Below are 18,972 nucleotides of genomic sequence, written 5' to 3'. Positions count from 1 at the left end.
ACCGTCGCAGCGTGGGTTCCCCCAAACAATAATAGGTTTTAACATGAAAAATCTTTCAAAAATCGTCGTAGCGAGTTCTCTACTGACTTGTGCTGCTGCGCAAGCGGGTGGGTTATACCTTTACGAAACAACAGCATCGGATATTGGTTTGGCATCCGCTGGTATGGCGGCTCGTGCGCAAGATGCCTCAGTAATGGCAGCAAACCCGGCTGGTCTGGCGAATGTTTCTGGTAAATCTTTCTCTGGTAACCTGATTGGCCTTTACGGTGACGCGCAACTAGACACGATGACTGGCGATGCGGGCAACGTGATTGGTTTTGTTCCTATGGCGTCGGCATTTTACAGCCAACAAGTGAACGACAAATGGACGCTGGGTATTGGTCTGTATGGCAACTACGGTCTTGGCCTAGAGTACGAAGGTCTTTTGGATAATCATTTAGATATTCCTACAGCAACGATACAAGCGTTGACCATTCAACCTTCCGCTTCTTACCGCATCAATGATCACTGGTCTGTGGGTGCGGCGCTTGGCATTCAGTACGGTATGTATGAAGTGGAAACGAAGGGAGCCTTGAACTTCAATGACGAAGACCAAGATACTCAGCTCAACGGCCGAGTAGGTGTGCTTTATGAAGCAACACCAGGCACGCGTCTTGGTCTGTCTTACTCTTCTGAAACCGAATTTGAATTCGACAATAGTAACTCCATTGCTCCGCAACAACTGATCTTCAGTGCTTACCACGAAGTGAATGATGACCTAGCGGTGATGTGGAACGTGAACTGGCAAGACTGGAGCGAATACACAACCACGCTGAACGTAGAGACACAAGACACTTACCAAATCGCATTGGGTACTCAGTACAAACTGAATGAAAAAATGATGTGGAATGCAGGTTTTGCATTCGATACCAGCATGTATGAAAGTCAATCAAACGGTGACATTACCGTTCCTACTGGCAAGGCGTACCGCATTGGTACAGGCATTGATTACAAATTGGATTCAGAAAACTCAATTGGTTTCGCGTTTGAAGCGGTCTTGATGGAGTCTTCAAAAACGCCACGCTTACAAGCTGGTTTTGATGAGCCTGCGCTGTACTTCATGAGCATGAGCTACAACTGGAAAAACTAATCATTCCTAATCGCTAAAACGCCTTCCTTACAGGCCATTCTACCCTAACTACCTGCACTGGATGCTGTCACACCATCTAAGGTAGTTAGGGCGCTTCTGTCACATCCAGTGAGTGATGATTCAAAAAGTATCTGCGCAGCTAAGTGCGGGTATTCAACATCTCAAAGGACTAAAAAATGAAAAATAAACTAGCGTTAGTGTGTACGACTTTGTTGGTTAGTACGCTGGCTCATGGTGCCGAGCATCGAGTAAAAGACAATAAAAACAAGTTGGCGGATGACCCAACAAAAGTCATCACGAAATTTGGCGCGTCGTACGCAAACAACTACGATTTTGATGATCAAAACATCTCATTCTCGGGCTCACTTGCGCTTGACCAAGCGCGCAAAATTAACCTGCGTATCAATGATGATGCGAGCGAGTGGCGTATTGGTGGCTCGTGGTTGTTTCCGGTCGGTATCGTGAACTTCAACTTCGGTAAAAATGAATACGTAAACGGCGCGGATCAAACCAACTACAGCGTTGGTACCTTTATGCCGCTAAGTTATTTCGGGATTGAGCCAGCAGGCTTCCAAATTTTCCCAATGGCAGGCTATACGTACAACACTGGTGATGTTCCTGTTTGTGACGGTGCAGAAAGTAGTCTCTGTAGCGAGCCTAACTTTACGGGGACGCCAAGTGCAGAGAATGGCTTCAACATGATGAGCTCTTCAGGCAGTAGCGGTTACGTTGGTGCATTTGCGCTGAAATTGTTTACCAAAGAGCTGACGTTAATCAGCTTCGCAGCAGGCACTTACGGCTCAGAAAACAGTGAAGGAGAGAACTACAAAGGCTTCTTTGGTGGTATTGGTCTTGGTTACCTCGTGAGCAAACGCCACTCTTTTAACGTAATGACGTTTGTCATGGACAACAACACCTATTTGGATGAAGCAGACAAGCGCATCGTGTTATCATATCAATATCAATTTGAATAAATAAAAACGCAGCCCAAATAGCTGCGTTTTTACTTTGATAGAATGAACTAGTGAATTGAGTTGTTTTCTTCGATCTTTTTCTGGTACTGGTGTTTTAATATATACATGCGCTTAACATCGCTGTAAGCGCCGTTAATAAAGTATTCTTCTACAAGGTGACCTTCTTCGATAAAGCCGCACTTTTTGTATAAGTGAATAGCGACTTCGTTATCCACTGCGACTAATAAGTAGATTTTACGTAGATTAAGAATTGAGAATGAGTAATCTAACGCACGATTAATCATCTCTGTCGCATAACCTCGGCCTTGATGCTCTGGGGCGATGATTATCTGAAATTCCGCGCTGCGGTGAATGTAGTTAATCTCGATCAGCTCAACTAAGCCAATTACGATGCCGTCTTCATCTTCGACGACAAAACGCCTTTCAGCGTCATCATGTATATGTTTTCGATAAAGTTCTTCGAGCTCGTCATAAGACTCGTAAGGTTCTTCGAACCAGTAGGCCATGATATTTCGGTTGTTATTCAGTTCATGAATAAAGCGCAAATCAGAACGCTCTAATGCACGCATTTTTAGGCCTTTCTTCATCATTTTTCTCCAATGAGGGCGGAGAATACCTCCGCACTTGATGCTAGAAAATATTACCGTATTTCACAAGAATAGCGCATCTTTTTTTGGAAAATATCCTGTGATTTTCAATGTGGAAACTTAGAGTTCACGACAAATATAAATTAATCTTTACGATAAAAAACTCGATTAGGTGCTTTGCCTAATATCGTATTAAATACCGCGCAACGACTTAGTGTCTTAATCTAAACAAACAAGGTATTCAATATGTTTTCAATCGGTGACGTAGTAGTAGCGACTAAAGGTATCGATCTTGGCGAAATGGTTGTTACAGGTTTAAGCAGTGGCGGTTTTTACACACATGTAAAAGCAGGCGAAAAAACACTAACTTACCCAGCTAAAGATCTTAAGAAAGCATAATTAAATTTGCTCATTCTTATTTTTAACTGGCTTAAAGTTCGTATTAGTTATTTTAAGCGGGTTAGAATCGATAAAAGGTAGCGCAATGAGTCGCTACCTTTTTTTATTTTTTCTACCTTTCTTCACCAATATGAAACTCAACGCGATTTCTTCCAGTTTCTTTTGCCTTGTAAAGTGCTAAGTCGGCGCGTTTAACTAATGGTTCAAATGAGTCGTCGAGACGACAGACTTGAGTTACCCCAATACTCGCGGTGAAGCTCATATCACAACCTGAATGTTGAACGGTCGTCGTTTCTAGTGCATTACGAATCGTTTCTAATGTGTCTAGAGCTTGCTGTGATGAGCGACTTCTTAATACGATGGCAAACTCTTCACCGCCAACTCTGGCAAGTAAGTCACAATCAAGTAGATGACTTTTAATAGTATTAACTGCATGGATCAGTGATTTATCGCCTGCGTCATGACCAAATCGGTCATTGAGGCTTTTAAAATTGTCGAGATCTAAAATAGCAACATGGAAGTCAATGCCCTGGGTTCGGTATTCATTTAGGCGGCTTTCGATTTGTTGCATGAACTCTCTGCGGTTTGGAATACCTGTTAGATCATCCGTCGTGGCGAGGTGCTCCATCTTCATAATCTGTATATGAAGGGCAATGTTTAAAGCAATCCAATTAGCGATGCACTGAAGCTGTGCCGCTTGTTCGTTTGTGTAAATGTGCGTTTGATGATGCGCAACATTAAGCGTTCCTAGGCAGACTTTACCGTGCATTAAAGGCGCGTCCATACACGTACCCATACCATTGGATGCGAGCATCATACAATCGATCTCATCAGATTGCGTAACATCATCGCAGATCATCAGTTGTTGCTTTTTGAACACTCGGCCAACAAACGCTTGATGAATGGGCACTAAAAATTCAGCGGGAATCGCTTTACTACCAGAGAAAGAGTAGACCTTTAGATGATCATTGTTTTCATAAAGTGTGATACTCGCACGGTCAGAATTAAATATACGATTTATCCATTCTGCCACCGTATCAAGTACTTGCTGTAGTGTTTCCGATTGAGCTAAAAAGTGAACAAACCCTATCGGCATACATATCGGACTTTCCATGTTTTGCATCGATAAGTCATCAGGGTTAAAAGTTCTTTCAAGTCTCAATAGACATCTCCTTGGCAATGTTGCAAATACCAACAATAAATTACGTGAAGCTATTTTGTAGAAAATGTGCTTCTTGGTAAGAGTATGGTTTAATTATCGCCGTTTGTGTGCATTTGGTTGCTTAATGTGAGCGTTAACTTACCCTAAATAAGTAAATCTTATACCTATTTATAAGTAAGTCATTACTCAATAAGTGGTGTTTTTAAGATGGAAGTACAGAATGAGCCCTTCTGGAAGAGAAGGGCTAGAAAAGGATACAAATAGGGTCAGGTGAGTGGTGACTTAATTGTCTTTGTACTTTTGTAAAATCAACTGACTTATCTGCGCAACGAGTTGGTCCCTAGCTTGAAGTGAGAGCTCGGTTTCTGTGACATAAATACTAATGTAAACAGGTCGATGATTTTCCTTCCATATAATCGCGTTAATGCCACGCGAACCATGACCACCCGCACCAGAACGGTCTGCAATAGACCAACCTGTTGGTAATACAGAACGCATTAACGAGTCTGAAACTTTGTTGTCCTGCATCCAGATTTTTAATTGTACACGAGACTCATAAGACAACGTTTCGCCTTCGACCAAAGTTCGAAGAGTGTTTAGTATGGCGTTAGGTGTGGTTGTGTCGCGGCTGTCGCCTGGTGTGGCTTCGTTCAAGCGAGGTTCTATTCTGTCTAGGCGCGTTGCTTTATCTCCAATTGTTCGCAGAAACATTGTTACGGCTTTAGGGCCGCCAATTTCATTTAATACCAAGTTGGCTGCAGTATTATCACTCATTAACATAGCGGCTTCACACGCGTGCTCTATGCGTGTGTTTTGGCCTGCGAGCTTATCCATCACTGGAGACCATACAACGATACTGCGCTCATCGACTTTTGCGGTCGCATTCTTACTTAGCTTACCGCTGTCCATATCACTTAGCATTTTGGCACAAGCTAGGGTTTTGAATGTGCTCATGAGTGGGAAGCGTTCATCGCCACGGTAGTCCCAACGCTCGTCTGCTTGGGTATCCCAAACTGACACCCCAATTCTGCTTGAGGTTTGTTGCTCGAGGAGAGAAATGTCCTCATTCAGTTGGGACGCGTAACTTAGGGTTGAGCAAACCATTAGCCCAGCCAACAAAAATAACTTTTTCATGGATCGTGTTCTTCAATTTTAGTTTTAGTTCGCACCGTAGCGATGTCACGTAAACTATAACGAGCCAATACTCTAAACACTGTTAAATCTATGTCTATTTTATGTAGGATTCTTTGCAATACGCTAATACGGTCTCAATATGAGGAGAAGAGTGTTGCTATCAAGGCCCGTAGTTTGGCTTATATATTACGTCGGTGATTCGGTCATAAAAATATCTTAGCGTGAGACACTGGCTCAGAATTTCTTATCATGAGCTAACGAATAGTTTGATCCAGAGAAATAAAAGGAGCTGAATCATCAGCTCCTTTGTCTAGTTGGATAATTACTTACAGTTCAATCTTTTTAACCATGCCCGATTCTGCATGGCCCGGAATGTTGCACGCGAACTCAACCTTGTTGTCACCGTGGAAGTGCCACAGTAATTGCTTCGCTTTACCTGGTTCTACCGTAACTGCGTTGCCTGAGTCATGCATGTGATCGCCGCTCATTGTCTTCATCATTTCGCGATGTTCTAGCTGCTCTTTAGCCGAACCAATCGTAAACTCGTGGTTGATCTTACCGGTGTTCATGACCACAAATTGCACCACATCGTTTGGCTCAATTTTAACGTCTTTTTTGAACTTGATGGTCATGTCATCACCCAAGATAACGTGTACCACCTTGTCTGGCTTTGCCCCTTTTGCTGGCATACCAACTGCCGACATGCCCGGCATATCCATCATGTTTGAATGGTCCATTTTACTGTGGTCCATCTTCATGCTGCCGTGGTCCATATTTTCATGCTTCATGTTGCTATGATCCATGTTCGCGTGGTCCATGTTTGAATGATCCACTTGGGCAAACGCAGTCGTTGTTGTTAGGGCTAGAGCAAGAGTGATTAGTGTCTTTTTCATTTTTATATCCTTGTTTTAATTCATTATTAACTTGGTTGCTTCCCCTCAAACGGCATGTTTGAGAGGAAGGTAGGGGTTAAGCCTTGTTGTTTACATCACTAGCTTGTGTGCTAGCTTGGTGATTAGTCGCATTGCTATGACGCAACTCACGTTGTTTCCACAGCTTGAAGATGGCTGGAAGCACCAACAGCGTCAGCAGCAGTGCCGATGCCATACCACCAATCATTGGTGCGGCGATACGTTGCATTACTTCTGATCCTGTACCTTCGCCGTACATGATCGGAATCAGACCAATAATGACCGTCAGTACCGTCATCATTACTGGGCGAACACGCAGGCCTGCACCTTCACGAATGGCATCGGTTAGGTCTTTCGTCTCAAGCTTCTGTTGGCTCTCTTCCGCATCCAGCTTTTTGTAGTGCCATGCTTGGTTGAGGTAGACGAGCATGATGACCCCAATTTCAACCGCGACGCCTGCTAGGGCAATAAAGCCGACCCCGACGGCAATCGAGAAGTTGTAGTTGAGGATATGCATGAGCCACAAACCACCGACCATAGCGAGTGGTAGCGTAAGCATGATGATCATTACTTCGCCGACACGACGGAAGCTGAAGTAAAGCAGTAGCATAATGATGGCGATGGTGATTGGTACCACGACACTCAAGCGATCTTTCGCACGTTCCATGTATTCGTATTGACCAGACCAAGCCAGCGAGTAACCCGCAGGAAGTTCCAATTGATCAGCAACAACCTGTTGTGCTTCTACGACGTAAGAGCCAAGGTCACGACCATCGATGTCGACAAACACCCAGCCGTTCGGGCGTGCGTTCTCTGTCTTGATCATTGGAGGGCCGTCTTCATAACGAATGTCCGCGACATCAGCCAGTGCGATACGAGCGCCATTTGGAGTCACTAACGGCAGGTTTTGCAGTTTTACTACCGAGTCACGGTAGTCTTGTGGGTAACGAACGTTGATTGGGTAACGCTCCAAGCCTTCAATGGTTTCACCCACATTCATGCCGCCCACCGCAGTAGAGATCACTTGCTGAACGTCTTTGATGCTCAGGCCATAACGCGCTGCGGCACGACGTTTAATGTCGATCGTGACATAACGACCACCTGCTACACGTTCCGCATAAACCGATGCCGTGCCTTGTACGCCATTAAGAATTGGCTCCAACTGAGAGCCAATCTTCTCAATCACTTTCAGATCGGGTCCGGCGATCTTAATGCCGATAGGGGTTTTGATGCCCGTTGCCAGCATGTCGATACGCGTTTTGATCGGCATTACCCAAGCGTTAGTAAGACCAGGGAACTGAACCAGCTTGTCGAACTCTTTGCGCAGTGACTCGGTTGTTACGCCTTCACGCCATTGATCGCGTGGCTTCAACTGAATCACGGTTTCAATCATGGTGAGTGGCGCTGGATCGGTTGCGGTCTCAGCTCGCCCAATTTTGCCCCATACGGTTTTCACTTCTGGAACGGTTTTGATCAGCTTGTTGGTTTGTTGTAGAAGCTCGCGTGCTTTACCAATCGAGATACCTGGGTAGGTCGTTGGCATGTACATCAAGTCGCCTTCATCCAGTGGCGGGATGAACTCGCTACCCAGTTTACTGGTAGGGTAGTAAGCCGATGCCATTAGACCTAATGCGATAACAATCATGGTCTTAGGGTATTTTAAGCTGGTGTTCAACAGCGGACGGTACAATGCGACCAAGCCACGGTTAACCGGGTTTTTATGTTCCGGTAACACCTTACCGCGAATGAAGTAGCCCATAAGTACAGGCACGAGCGTGATTGCCAAACCTGCTGCCGCTGCCATGGCGTACGTCTTAGTGAACGCAAGCGGCGAGAACATCTTGCCTTCTTGGCCTTCCAAGGCGAACACTGGTACGAAGCTAAGAGTAATGATCAGCAACGAGAAGAACAGCGGTGCGCCAACCTCTTCTGCGGCTTTGCCAATCACTTGCCAGCGGTTTTTATCGGTCAGTGGCGTTCGTTCAATGTGCTTGTGAACGTTTTCAATCATCACGATCGCACCATCTACCATGGCTCCGATGGCTATCGCAATACCACCCAAGGACATGATGTTGGCGTTGATGCCTTGCCAATGCATCACGATAAACGCAGTGAGAATGCCAACTGGTAGGCTCAGAGCGATAACCAACGAAGAACGAATGTGGAACAGGAACAACGCACACACAATCGCAACGACGATGAACTCTTCTGCAAGCTTCTTCCATAGGTTTTCTACCGCTGAATCGATAAGGGTAGAGCGGTCGTAGGTAGCAATAATTTCCACGCCTTCTGGCAGGCTGCGTTGTAGGTCTGCGAGTTTGTTTTTGACTTTCGCAATCACTTCACTGGCGTTCTCACCAAAGCGCATCACGATAACGCCACCGACCGCTTCACCTTCGCCATTCAGCTCTGAGATACCACGGCGCATTTGTGGACCAAGGTTAATGTCTGCGATATCACCTAATAGCAACGGTATGCCTTTCTCAGTGACTTTGAGAGGCAGTGATTTAATGTCTTCAATGCTGGTTAGGTAACCCGTGGTACGAACCATGTGTTCCGCTTCGGCCACTTCGATAACGGACGCGCCGGTTTCTTGGTTGCCGTTTTGGATTGCCATGTTCACTTGTTGCAGAGTGAGGTTGTAAGCACGCAGTTTGGCAGGATCAATCTGCACTTGATACTGCTTCACCATACCGCCCACGGTCGCGACTTCAGAAACGCCATCAACGGTTTGCAATTCGTACTTCAAGAACCAGTCTTGCAGGCTGCGGAGATCCGCCAAATCATGCTTGCCGGTTTTGTCTTGTAATACGTAGCTGTAAACCCAGCCCACGCCCGTTGCATCAGGACCTAGGGTTGGTTTTGCGTTTGGTGGTAACTTTGGTGCTACTTGGCTTAAGTACTCCAACACGCGTGAACGTGCCCAGTACATGTCGGTATCATCGTTGAAAATGATATAAACGTAAGAGTCACCAAAGAAGGAGTAGCCACGAACTGTCTCAGCACCCGGCACGGCAAGCATGGCGGTGGTGAGTGGGTAAGTAACTTGATCCTCAACGACTTGAGGAGCTTGACCCGGATAGCTTGTCTTGATGATCACTTGCACATCAGAAAGATCCGGAATCGCATCAACAGGCGTATTCTTTACACTGTAAAGTCCGCCTAATACAAGGGCTAAGGTCGCGACCAACACTAGGAATCGGTTGCTCAGTGACCAACGAATAATAGCATTGATCATAATTAACCCTCGACGGCTGTTGTTGCAGGAACTAGCTGTTTAAGAACGTAGTCAGATCCTTGTTTTTCAACTAGAAACCGAACTTTCTGTCCTTCTTCAAAACCCGATAGATCAACGTCTTCACCCACAGAGAAGTTCATCTCGCCTGCATCCCAGTTCCATTCTGCAACCGGTAGGTGGTTTAAGGTGATCATGCCAAAATCAGTCATCAGCATGCTAATGTCACCAGTTAGCCAAACCTCTGCGGCAATGACGCTGTTGTCTGCCTTGTAGTCGATGATTTGGTACTGACCGGACTCCGTCTTTTGCATTTCAAATTCGATAGCCTGACCTTTTTTCAAGTCACCCATCTCAACGCCATCTGCGAAAGTGAAGTTCATTACCATGCCCGGCCAATCCCATTCTGGTACAGGCTGGTGGTTGATGGTCAGCATGCGGTGATCTTTCATTACGTCTGTGACCTCACCTTTGGCCCATGCTGTTTCTGCCGCTGCTTCTACACCATTGATGCGAGACAGATCCGCCGACTGGCTTGATTCAGAGTCGAGCATGAAGTGAGATGAAGTAACGATCTTGTCGCCTTGCTTAAGCCCTTGTAATACTTCGATTTGTTCGCCAGCCTCACGGCCAACTTCAATTCGAGCTGAGCGGTATTTGCCTTCCCCCTCAGCCAGAACAACGCGAGTCATACCGCCGGAGCGGATAACAGATGATTTAGGAATCGTTAACACTGCGTCGTCAGTGACAGGCTGCAGGGCAATATTGGCGAACATGTTTGGCTTCAATGCGCCATCTGGATTAGGGAATTTAAGACGCACGCGCAACGTACGTGTTTTCGGATCGAGGATTGGGTACACGTAATCGACAACACCTTGCCATTCATTGCCCGGAATCGCATCAAGGGTCATCGTGGCTTGAGAACCCGCTTTCATCCAGTGTGCTTGACGCTCAAAGACTTCAGCATCAACCCAAACATTGTCCAAAGGTCCTGCACTGATCACCGCTTGAGCAGGGGACAAATAGCCACCTTCACGTACGTTTAAGCTCGCGATAACGCCATCAGCAGGTGCTTTGATTTCAATGGTTTGCGATGCTTTACCACTACGAGTAATGGATTTGATTTGAGCGCGGTCAACACCAAGCGTTACCAAGCGTTCGGTTGCCCCTTTTACAAGACCTTTGCGGCCAGTGCGGTACGCATTCAGCAATTCTTCTTGTGCTTTAACCAGTTCTGGAGAGTAGAGCGTGAACAGCACATCGCCTTTCTTCACTTTCTCACCCACGGCATTGATGTAGAGTTTTTCTACCCAACCCGCCACACGAACGTTGGTTTGCCATAACAGACTTTCATCAAAGGCAATATAGCCAACCGTTTCGATGCGTGGTGATAGCTGTTGTAGTGTCGCGTTTGCGGTTTTAACCCCGAGGTTGTTTTCTACTGAAGGGTCAATAGTCACTGTACCCGGTGCGTCTTGTTCACCGGATAGGTCTTCTGCGTAAACCGGAATCAAATCCATGCCCATTGGGGACTTACCCGGCTTGTCGCGTTTGTAATTCGGATCCATTGGGGCAACCCAGTAAAGGGGATCATTAGAGCTTGCAGCAGATTCGCCACCCATCGCACTCATGTCGTGAGCCGAGCCCGTAAGAAAATGATTAGCACCAAACCCTAAAGCACCACCAACAATCAGCGCGATGGTTGCAATCTTAAATGTTTTCATTGTTTTACCTTATTATTTTTTAAATTCAGACAGTTCTGGTTGCTCGACTTGATAGTCGAAACCACCGAGCAGGGTGGCTAAATTGCTGTTTGCGATGTTGAGATCGGTCAGCAGACGTTGTTGCTCCAATCGCAGAGCCAACTCATCAGTCGTGGCAGAAATCACATCGTTAAACTGCGCTGTGTTGTTTTGATAACCCCGCTCGACGGCTTGAATGCGCGCTTTCGCTTGAGGCAATAAGGTGGATTGATAACGTTCTAAGCGTTGGGTTAAGTTGCCGCGATCAACCAAAAGAGTGTTCACCTTGGCATTCATCTGCGTTAGTAAGGTGTCCTTTTGTGATTGTGCCGCGCCAACTTGGTATTGAGCGGCCGCGAGATTGCGATCTTGGCGGTCACCCGTAAACAATGGAATGTCCATGGTGAGGTAAGCGCTAACCAAGTCAGAAGCGGGTTCGCCCATCATGTTGTCGGCTTGGCGGTAGGCGTACATTACTTCGACACCAAATTGTGGGTTGTAGGCTTGCTCAGCAATCTCCACCTGAGTTTTATTGGCAGAAATGCTAACGTCTGCCATCTTAACCATCGGGTGTTGGCTGAGTTGCTGATAATGCTTGGTGGAATTCTGACTGGCAGCAAGTTTGCTGTTCAGTGTGTCCCAATTAAGTTGATTGCTCGCGTGCAGAGCCTGTTCGTTTGCCAGCCAGTCTGATCCCAACCATTCGGAGAGTTGAGAGATAAGACGATTTTGCATTTGTGCGTTGGCTTGCAATTTCTCATCCAACTTGCTGACTTGAAGTTGGGCGTTGAGCAGATCTTGCGCTTCACTCTTACCAATCGAATAGTTGGTTTGAATATAGCTTTCCATCTCCTTCATCAACTTGCGATTCTCAAGCATGATTTGCTCAGCGCGTTGCTGGTAACCAAGCTCTAACCAAAGTTGAGTCATGCTGTTGGCTACCTCAAGCTCACGAGCATGCACTTGAAGCCCAAGGCCGTCGGCTTGTTGATTGGCTTTCTTATGCTGTAAATCAAGCGTAGAGCCACGCTCAAACTGTTGCATTAAACCAACGGAGATGTTGGTCATTGGGTCTTCATCGAATTTGAAGCTGTCGACAGGCAAGCCACCAAAACCTACTTTTAGTTTTGGGTCCATCAAGGTCGCACTCGCGACGCCCGTTTCACGCATGGCAGCAGATTGCGCTGAGTATTGCTTACGATTGCCATCGTTACTCAAAGCGACGTTGATCAGTTGGGCAAGCTTGGTCGTTGAAGCTCGCTCACTTGATTCGGAATGTTGTGCTGCGTGCGTCTCTTTACCAGCGGCGTTAACCAAGGTTGGTGCAGCGACCAGAGCCACCATAAAAATAGGTGCAGCTAAGCGGTATGGTTTGATATCCATAATCTAAATCCAGTGTTCGCCGGATCGATGGAGGTGCGGATTTTATTGCGGGAACAGTAAAGCCTTGTTACCTCATCGTTCAGGCGCATTAAAACAACCTGCGATACACGCGCAGGGTCGAATGCTAGGACGGATTTAGGCTATTGGAGGTCGGTAGAGGTCGCGGCTGACGTGTACGACTGGGGAAGCAACTTCAGGAGTAATAGTTGCGCGATAGACGACGGGCATTGGGCTATTGATAGGATTCGGTAGGGGGACGAAAACTATCGTACACGCGGCAGTACAGCAGGTATGAACCATGCCGGAGCCTCCACCACAGTTCATGCTGGTTTCTCTTGCATCGCCATCTTCGGACATAGAACCGTCAGTCATGGAGACGTCCATCATGCCAGGCATACCGCAGTGTTCGCTGTCACTCATCATAGAAGGATGGTGAGCCATGCCAGTAGACATCATTTGAATATTCATCAACGGCTCACTGTTCGCCACACTAGATACCAATAGCACTAGCGTCGTGAAGAGAGTTAACCAGATTGTATGCAGCGATTTTAAGTGCATACCCTTTCCCATGTGTTTGATGAAAATGATGAAAACCCTTCGATTCTAAAGGTTAACCTAAGGGTAAGGTCAATCATTTATTACTCTTATTATCAAAATAGTCCACCCCTTCAGTTTTCGCACTTTCGAGGGAGTAAAACGTTTGTTAAACACCGAGTGTTGAAAGTTAGCGAAAGAAGCCCTCGCTTTTTATGACACGTGAAAAATGTGGTTTATAAGTTTTACATCACACTAACTTGTCTTACAAATGATTATCCTTATAGAATGCATGGTTTTACTTGTGCAGATTTGGATTTGCTTTGCTGCGGGGGTTGCATGATAGAAATTGTCATCGATGGAAAATATAGAATTGTAGAAGAGGGTCTAACCCTTTTAGAAGCAGCAAAAGTGTGTGGGGTCGAGATCCCATCGCTGTGCGGAATGAACAAAAGTAATGAAAAAGTACCGTGTGACTTGTGTGTAGTTGAAGTCGAAAGTGGCGGTACTAAGCGTGCGTGTGAACTCGAAGTTTACCGCGGCCTTAATGTGGTCACGCAATCAGAACAATTAAGCGAGCACCGCAGAAAAGCACTCAACCGCATCATGACGGACCATTACGCCGATTGTGAAGCGCCATGTAAAACCGCGTGTCCAGCGGGCGTTGATATCCAATCGTACCTTTATCACATCGCACAGAACGATCATCAAAAAGCGATTGAAGTGATTAAGCGTACGCTTCCTATGCCGCTATCGATTGGTCGTGTGTGCCCGGCATTTTGTGAGAGTGAATGTCGCCGCTCGTTAGTCGATGAGCCTATTGCAATTCGTCAGCTAAAACGTCATGCCGCGGATGCGGATTTGTCTGCGCATGAAGCCTACGTACCAGAAAAGAAACCGAGCAAAGGTTTGAACATTGCCGTCGTCGGCAGTGGCCCTGGTGGTCTAACGGCTGGCTACTACTTATCGAATGAAGGCTACGACGTTACGGTCTTTGAATCCATGCCAAAAGCGGGCGGTTGGTTGCGTTACGGTATTCCTGAATACCGTTTGCCAAAAGACATTCTCGATAAAGAAATCGAACTGATGTGCCGTAATGGCATGCAAGTTCACACCAATCAAAAGCTGGGTGTGGATTTCACGCTTTCTCAATTGAGCGAAGAATACGACGCAGTGTGTTTGGCGGTCGGCGCGTCTCAAGCGGTCGAAATGCATTACACAGGCAGCGAACTTGAAGGTTGCTATTTAGGCGTTGATTACCTCAAAGATTACGTTACCGAGCAAAACTATGTAACGGGTCAGAAAGTCGCGGTGATCGGTGGTGGTAACACAGCAATTGACTGTGCTCGTACTGCGCGTCGTGCTGGTGCAGACACCACGTTGATTTATCGTCGTACCCGTGACGAAATGCCGGCAGAAGACTACGAGATTGTCGAAGCGGAACACGAAGGGGTGAAATTCCACTTCTTAACTAACCCGGCAGAAAACCTTGCCGATGAAACCGGACGCGTGAATGCGATTCGCCTAGAACGCATGGCGTTGGGTGAGCCGGATGCATCTGGTCGTCGAAGCCCTAAACCAACCGGCGAGTTCTTCACCGAAGAGTTCGACACCGTAATTGCGGCAGTATCGCAAAAGCCAGACCTGAGCTTCCTAGAAGGTGAAGACTTATCTATTCCGCTAACGCGCTGGAACACCTCTGATGCAGATGAAAAGACCATGCACACAGGCACGGGCAACATCTTCAGTATTGGTGATTTCCGCCGTGGTCCTGCAACGGCAGTTGAAGCCGTGGGTGATGGTCGCGTTGCGGCAAAAGCCATTGATCTGTTTTTGAATGGCGATATGGCGGATATGCCAAAGGCGGCGTTCAACTCGCGCAAAGAGAAGAAACTCTCTCAAGTCGATCCGCTTCACTTCGAGAACATCCAGAAAGTCGCTCGATCTATCATGCCTGAGCTGACTCCAGCACAACGCGAGCAAAGCTTCGCTGAAGTGGAGTTGGGTTTTGATAACGAAGAAGCGATGAAGGAAGCGGCGCGCTGCCTTGAATGTGGCTGTCAGGCAAATACCGATTGTGCGCTGCGTGATTACTCCACCGAATATGAAGCTGAGCAAAGCTTTGACTTCTCCTTACAGATTAAATCGCATCAAGATTGGTTAGATCTTCGTGCGAAAGACTTGCGTCATAAGTACGAAGTTGACCGCAGCTCTGAGTTTATTGAGTTTGATGCCAACCGCTGTATTAGCTGTGGTCAGTGTATCCAAGCGTGTCGTGACAAAGCCGTGCACGGCGTACTGAACTTTGTGTGCGACAAACAAGGTCGTCCTGCATTACGTCCTGACGACCGTCCACACTTTGGAAGTAACAAGAATGGCTTAACCCTAATGGGCGATTCGAACTGCGTGCAATGTGGCGCGTGCGTTCAAGTGTGTCCAACGGGCGCAATGGTCGATAGTCGTGACCGTTCGCAAGGCCGTACTGAAGATCTGAAAGCGGTCGACACCATTTGTACATACTGTGGTGTGGGTTGTAAGTTGACTATGTTCGTGGACGAAGCAACCAATACGATTCGTTACGTGAAAGGCGGTGACTCGCCGGTGAACCAAGGCATGCTGTGTGTGAAAGGGCGCTTTGGTTTTGATTTCATTGGCAGTGAAGAGCGTCTTACCACGCCATTGATCCGCAAAGACGGTTGGTTGCAGCCAGCAAGCTGGGAAGAGGCGATTCAACTGATTGCGAGCAAGTTCTCTGGCATTAAGCAAGATTTTGGCAGCAACGCATTAGCGGGTTTCTCTTCAGCGAAAACCACCAACGAAGACAACTACGCGTTCCAAAAATTTGTCCGTCGTGAACTGGGCACTAACAACGTCGACCACTGTGCGCGTTTGTGTCACGCATCGAGTGTAACCGGTCTTGAGGCGTCACTGGGTAGTGGTGCAATGACCAACGACATTCCAAGCATTAAGCACTCTGATGTGATCTTTATTATTGGTTCGGATACCACATCGGCGCACCCGATTATCGCTTCACATATCAAACAAGCAATTCGTCACCACGGCGCTCGTTTGATTGTGGCTGACCCGAAACGTGTCGATATGGCAGAGCATGCAGAGCTGTATATGGCGCACCGTCCGGGTACGGATGTGATGCTCCTGAACGGCGTCATGCAACAGATCATCAAGAACGGTTGGTACGATCAAGAGTACATCGAAGAACGTGTCGACGGCTTTGATACCTTGTTGCAAGAGGTGATGTCGCCAGCTTACAACCTCGATAAAGTGGAATTGGTGACGGGCGTAAAAGCCGAAGACATTCAAGCAATGGCGCGCATGATCGGTACGGCAGATCGTACGGCTGTTTACTACTCGATGGGTATCACTCAGCATACGACAGGTCATGACAACGTGCGTTCTATCGCTAACTTGCAATTGCTGTGTGGCAACATCGGTATTGAAGGTGGTGGTATTAACCCGCTGCGTGGTCAATCAAACGTGCAAGGCGCGTGTGATATGGGCGCTTTGCCAAATAGCTTCCCGGGCTATCAAAAGGTATACAACCCAATTGTGCGTCAGAAGTTTGCGATTGAATGGAACGCGCCAAATCTGCCTTCTGAGCAAGGTCTAACCCTGACAGAAATCATTGATGCGGCTTGCCATCGTGACGTTCGTGGTATGTACATCATGGGTGAGAACCCAGTATTGAGTGACCCGAACCAAGCGCATGTGATTGAAGGTTTAGAAGCACTCGACTTCTTGGTGGTTCAAGACATCTTCCTAACGGAGACTGCACAATACGCGGATGTGGTTCTGCCTTCTTGCTCGTTTGCAGAGAAAGCGGGTCACTTCACCAATACGGAGCGTCGTGTTCAGCGCGTGAATCCGGTTGTCACGGCGCCGGGTGAAGCGAAAGAAGATTGGTGGATTATTCAAGAAATCGCCAATGCCATGGGTAGTGATTGGGATTACCACTGCGTGTCTGATATCACTAATGAAATCGCACGAGTGACACCTCAATACGCGGGTCTTCGTTGGGATGCCATTACGCCAAACGGTGTGCAATGGCCGAGCAACAAGAACAACCCTGCGGGTACTCGCATCATGCACCAAACCCAGTTTACTCGTGGTAAAGGGCAAATGGTGGGTGTACCGTTCCGTTATGCGGCTGAGTTGCCAGATGAAGAGTACCCACTTGTGTTAACGACGGGTCGCGTACTTGAGCAGTTCCATACCGGTACTATGACGCGCAAAACCAAAGGGTTGGATAACCTTGCTGGCCCTCGCGCGATGGTGAGCGTGGAAGACGCAGAAGCGTTAGGCATCAGTAATGGTCAGCGTCTGACGGTGTCTACACGTCGCGGCAGCATTGAGATTGATGCCTTTGTGACTAAGCGTATTCAAAAAGGAGTGGTGTTCATTCCATTCCACTTTGTTGAATCGCCAGTCAACCGTCTAACGACAACAGCGACTGATCCGCATGCGAAGATCCCTGAGTTCAAGGTCGCTGCGGTTAAAGTGGAAGTGAGCGAAAAGGCGCTACTTACGGAGCCTGCAACGGAAGCGGTTCATTCCATTTAGGCCAATCTGTTTAGATACAGGTTAGCAGCGCACTGGCGAGTTGGGCGATTACATATAAGCTTATGATATGTAATCGCTAAATGAGCCGTGCGTGTGCTAAGAGTCGTTAAATGGATTGTGTTGTTTCTACCCGCTTTAATTTGGCTGGTGACAAGGCAATATCATGATACTTGGTGGGCGGAGAATCTAACCTCGATTCCCGCTCTCCTTTTATTCGTCTACCTAGGTTTTGCTCTGGTACTTTTGGTTTGTTGTCACTGGGCGAAAGCCATTTTCTCTGCTTTAATCGGCTTCGCTTCGATTACGTTTTTCTTACCCACTCAAATCACAAACAACCACACCTGCGAGAATCCGCTGGCGATAGTCCAATTCAACCTGTTCTACGAAAATCCAGACATCAATCAGTTCATTAATTACTTGCTTAAACACCCTGCAGATTTGGTGGTGATGCAAGAGCTCTCGCCTCAAGTGGGGGAGAAGCTTCATCTTCTCAACGACATTTATCCTTTCTATTATGGCGGCCAGCGCGGTGTTGGTTACCCGTCAAATCAGATGATTTTGAGCCGCTATCCTTTGGAGCCAGTTTCGATTTATCACACCCCAGATGGTCAAGAGGTGATTCGAGCAACATGGCAAGTGGACAACCCTATTACCCTAATGACGGCGCATCCTCCCTCGCCAAGAACAGAGCCGTTATGGCAACGCCGCAATGCCCTGATTCGAACCATAGAAACCCTTACTGATTTGTATCCAACACCGGAAATGATCGTGATAGGGGATTTCAATCTTTCTGCTGCAAGCCCAAGGTTTAATGGGCTGTTTTCTCGTTTCCAAACTCAATCCGTTGCCAGTTGGCCAACATCAGTGAAAGGCTTGCCGGTTCCTGCTTTCGCCATGATAGGGATTGATCATCTCTGGCTTAAGTCAGAAAACTCAAGTCGGAGAATCTGTTCAAGAGCATCGACAGATCAACCGAATGGCTCTGATCACAGGTTGGTGACGACGCTCATAGGGCAATGAGTTAGTACTTTCTATTGGCAAAGTGTCTAGTTATTTAGAATTAGGTTAAATCGCGGTGTGGCTTGTCATGGAATTGACGGACTCTGACCTTAAGTTGTTATTTGGGTGAATTCTTTAACCTAAACTCCATCCGCTTCCTATACTGAGAATATAGAGAAAAGCAGAAATTCATAATGATAAGAGG

At 47.0% G+C, this 18,972-nt stretch carries 13 protein-coding genes; 5 read left to right on the top strand and 8 right to left on the bottom strand.

Annotation, left to right across the window (positions count from 1 at the left end; translation table 11 throughout):
* Window positions 1–43: 43 nt before the first annotated feature.
* Both R7127_RS07475 and R7127_RS07470 read left to right on the top strand, forming a co-directional pair.
* Complete coding sequence (locus R7127_RS07475; RefSeq protein WP_064376771.1) at window positions 44–1,129, top strand: OmpP1/FadL family transporter; 1,086 nt, start codon at window positions 44–46, stop codon at window positions 1,127–1,129.
* Between the two features lie 176 nt (window positions 1,130–1,305).
* Window positions 1,306–2,103, top strand: a complete 798-nt coding sequence (locus R7127_RS07470) for a hypothetical protein (protein WP_017821522.1) — start codon at window positions 1,306–1,308, stop codon at window positions 2,101–2,103.
* Between the two features lie 47 nt (window positions 2,104–2,150).
* On the opposite strand, the gene speG is transcribed toward R7127_RS07470, so the two are convergent.
* Window positions 2,151–2,690 (bottom strand): spermidine N1-acetyltransferase, encoded by a 540-nt coding sequence (gene speG / locus R7127_RS07465; RefSeq protein ID WP_005375417.1) that lies wholly within the window; start codon window positions 2,688–2,690, stop codon window positions 2,151–2,153.
* Between the two features lie 246 nt (window positions 2,691–2,936).
* Between speG and R7127_RS07460 the strand changes: the two genes are divergently transcribed.
* Complete coding sequence (locus tag R7127_RS07460; RefSeq protein ID WP_005375418.1) at window positions 2,937–3,089, top strand: hypothetical protein; 153 nt, start codon at window positions 2,937–2,939, stop codon at window positions 3,087–3,089.
* A 112-nt stretch (window positions 3,090–3,201) separates the two neighbouring features.
* Here the strand turns inward: R7127_RS07460 and R7127_RS07455 are convergent, their stop codons facing one another.
* From R7127_RS07455 to R7127_RS07425, 7 genes are all read right to left on the bottom strand, one after another.
* The gene (locus R7127_RS07455; protein ID WP_064376772.1) at window positions 3,202–4,251 is read right to left on the bottom strand and encodes a sensor domain-containing diguanylate cyclase; all 1,050 of its coding nucleotides are present in this window, start codon (window positions 4,249–4,251) and stop codon (window positions 3,202–3,204) included.
* Between the two features lie 282 nt (window positions 4,252–4,533).
* The gene (locus R7127_RS07450) at window positions 4,534–5,385 is read right to left on the bottom strand and encodes a carbenicillin-hydrolyzing class A beta-lactamase CARB-42 (RefSeq protein ID WP_005375420.1); all 852 of its coding nucleotides are present in this window, start codon (window positions 5,383–5,385) and stop codon (window positions 4,534–4,536) included.
* Window positions 5,386–5,711: 326 nt separating this feature from the next.
* Window positions 5,712–6,278, bottom strand: a complete 567-nt coding sequence (gene copI / locus R7127_RS07445) for a copper-resistant cuproprotein CopI (protein WP_064376773.1) — start codon at window positions 6,276–6,278, stop codon at window positions 5,712–5,714.
* Between the two features lie 76 nt (window positions 6,279–6,354).
* Window positions 6,355–9,534, bottom strand: a complete 3,180-nt coding sequence (locus tag R7127_RS07440; protein ID WP_318142076.1) for an efflux RND transporter permease subunit — start codon at window positions 9,532–9,534, stop codon at window positions 6,355–6,357.
* A gap of 2 nt (window positions 9,535–9,536) precedes the next feature.
* Window positions 9,537–11,255: an efflux RND transporter periplasmic adaptor subunit gene (locus tag R7127_RS07435; protein WP_206971219.1), complete on the bottom strand. Its 1,719-nt coding sequence runs from the start codon at window positions 11,253–11,255 to the stop codon at window positions 9,537–9,539.
* Between the two features lie 12 nt (window positions 11,256–11,267).
* Window positions 11,268–12,656, bottom strand: coding sequence for a TolC family protein (locus R7127_RS07430; protein ID WP_172563889.1), 1,389 nt, complete (start codon window positions 12,654–12,656; stop codon window positions 11,268–11,270).
* A gap of 135 nt (window positions 12,657–12,791) precedes the next feature.
* Window positions 12,792–13,214, bottom strand: a complete 423-nt coding sequence (locus R7127_RS07425) for a hypothetical protein (protein WP_038882094.1) — start codon at window positions 13,212–13,214, stop codon at window positions 12,792–12,794.
* Between the two features lie 315 nt (window positions 13,215–13,529).
* Between R7127_RS07425 and fdhF the strand changes: the two genes are divergently transcribed.
* Together fdhF and R7127_RS07415 are read left to right on the top strand one after the other, a co-directional pair.
* Entirely contained in the window at window positions 13,530–17,768 is a 4,239-nt protein-coding gene (gene fdhF, locus R7127_RS07420) for a formate dehydrogenase subunit alpha (protein ID WP_042605700.1), read from the top strand.
* 93 nt (window positions 17,769–17,861) lie between these two features.
* Window positions 17,862–18,788 (top strand): endonuclease/exonuclease/phosphatase family protein, encoded by a 927-nt coding sequence (locus R7127_RS07415; RefSeq protein ID WP_172563887.1) that lies wholly within the window; start codon window positions 17,862–17,864, stop codon window positions 18,786–18,788.
* Window positions 18,789–18,972 lie beyond the last annotated feature (184 nt).

This window comes from Vibrio sp. 1159, assembly GCF_033340395.1.
In the GTDB taxonomy this organism is placed as follows: domain Bacteria; phylum Pseudomonadota; class Gammaproteobacteria; order Enterobacterales; family Vibrionaceae; genus Vibrio; species Vibrio alginolyticus.
Note: the sequence above shows the minus strand (reverse complement) of the source record. Positions and strands in the feature narration are given on the sequence as shown.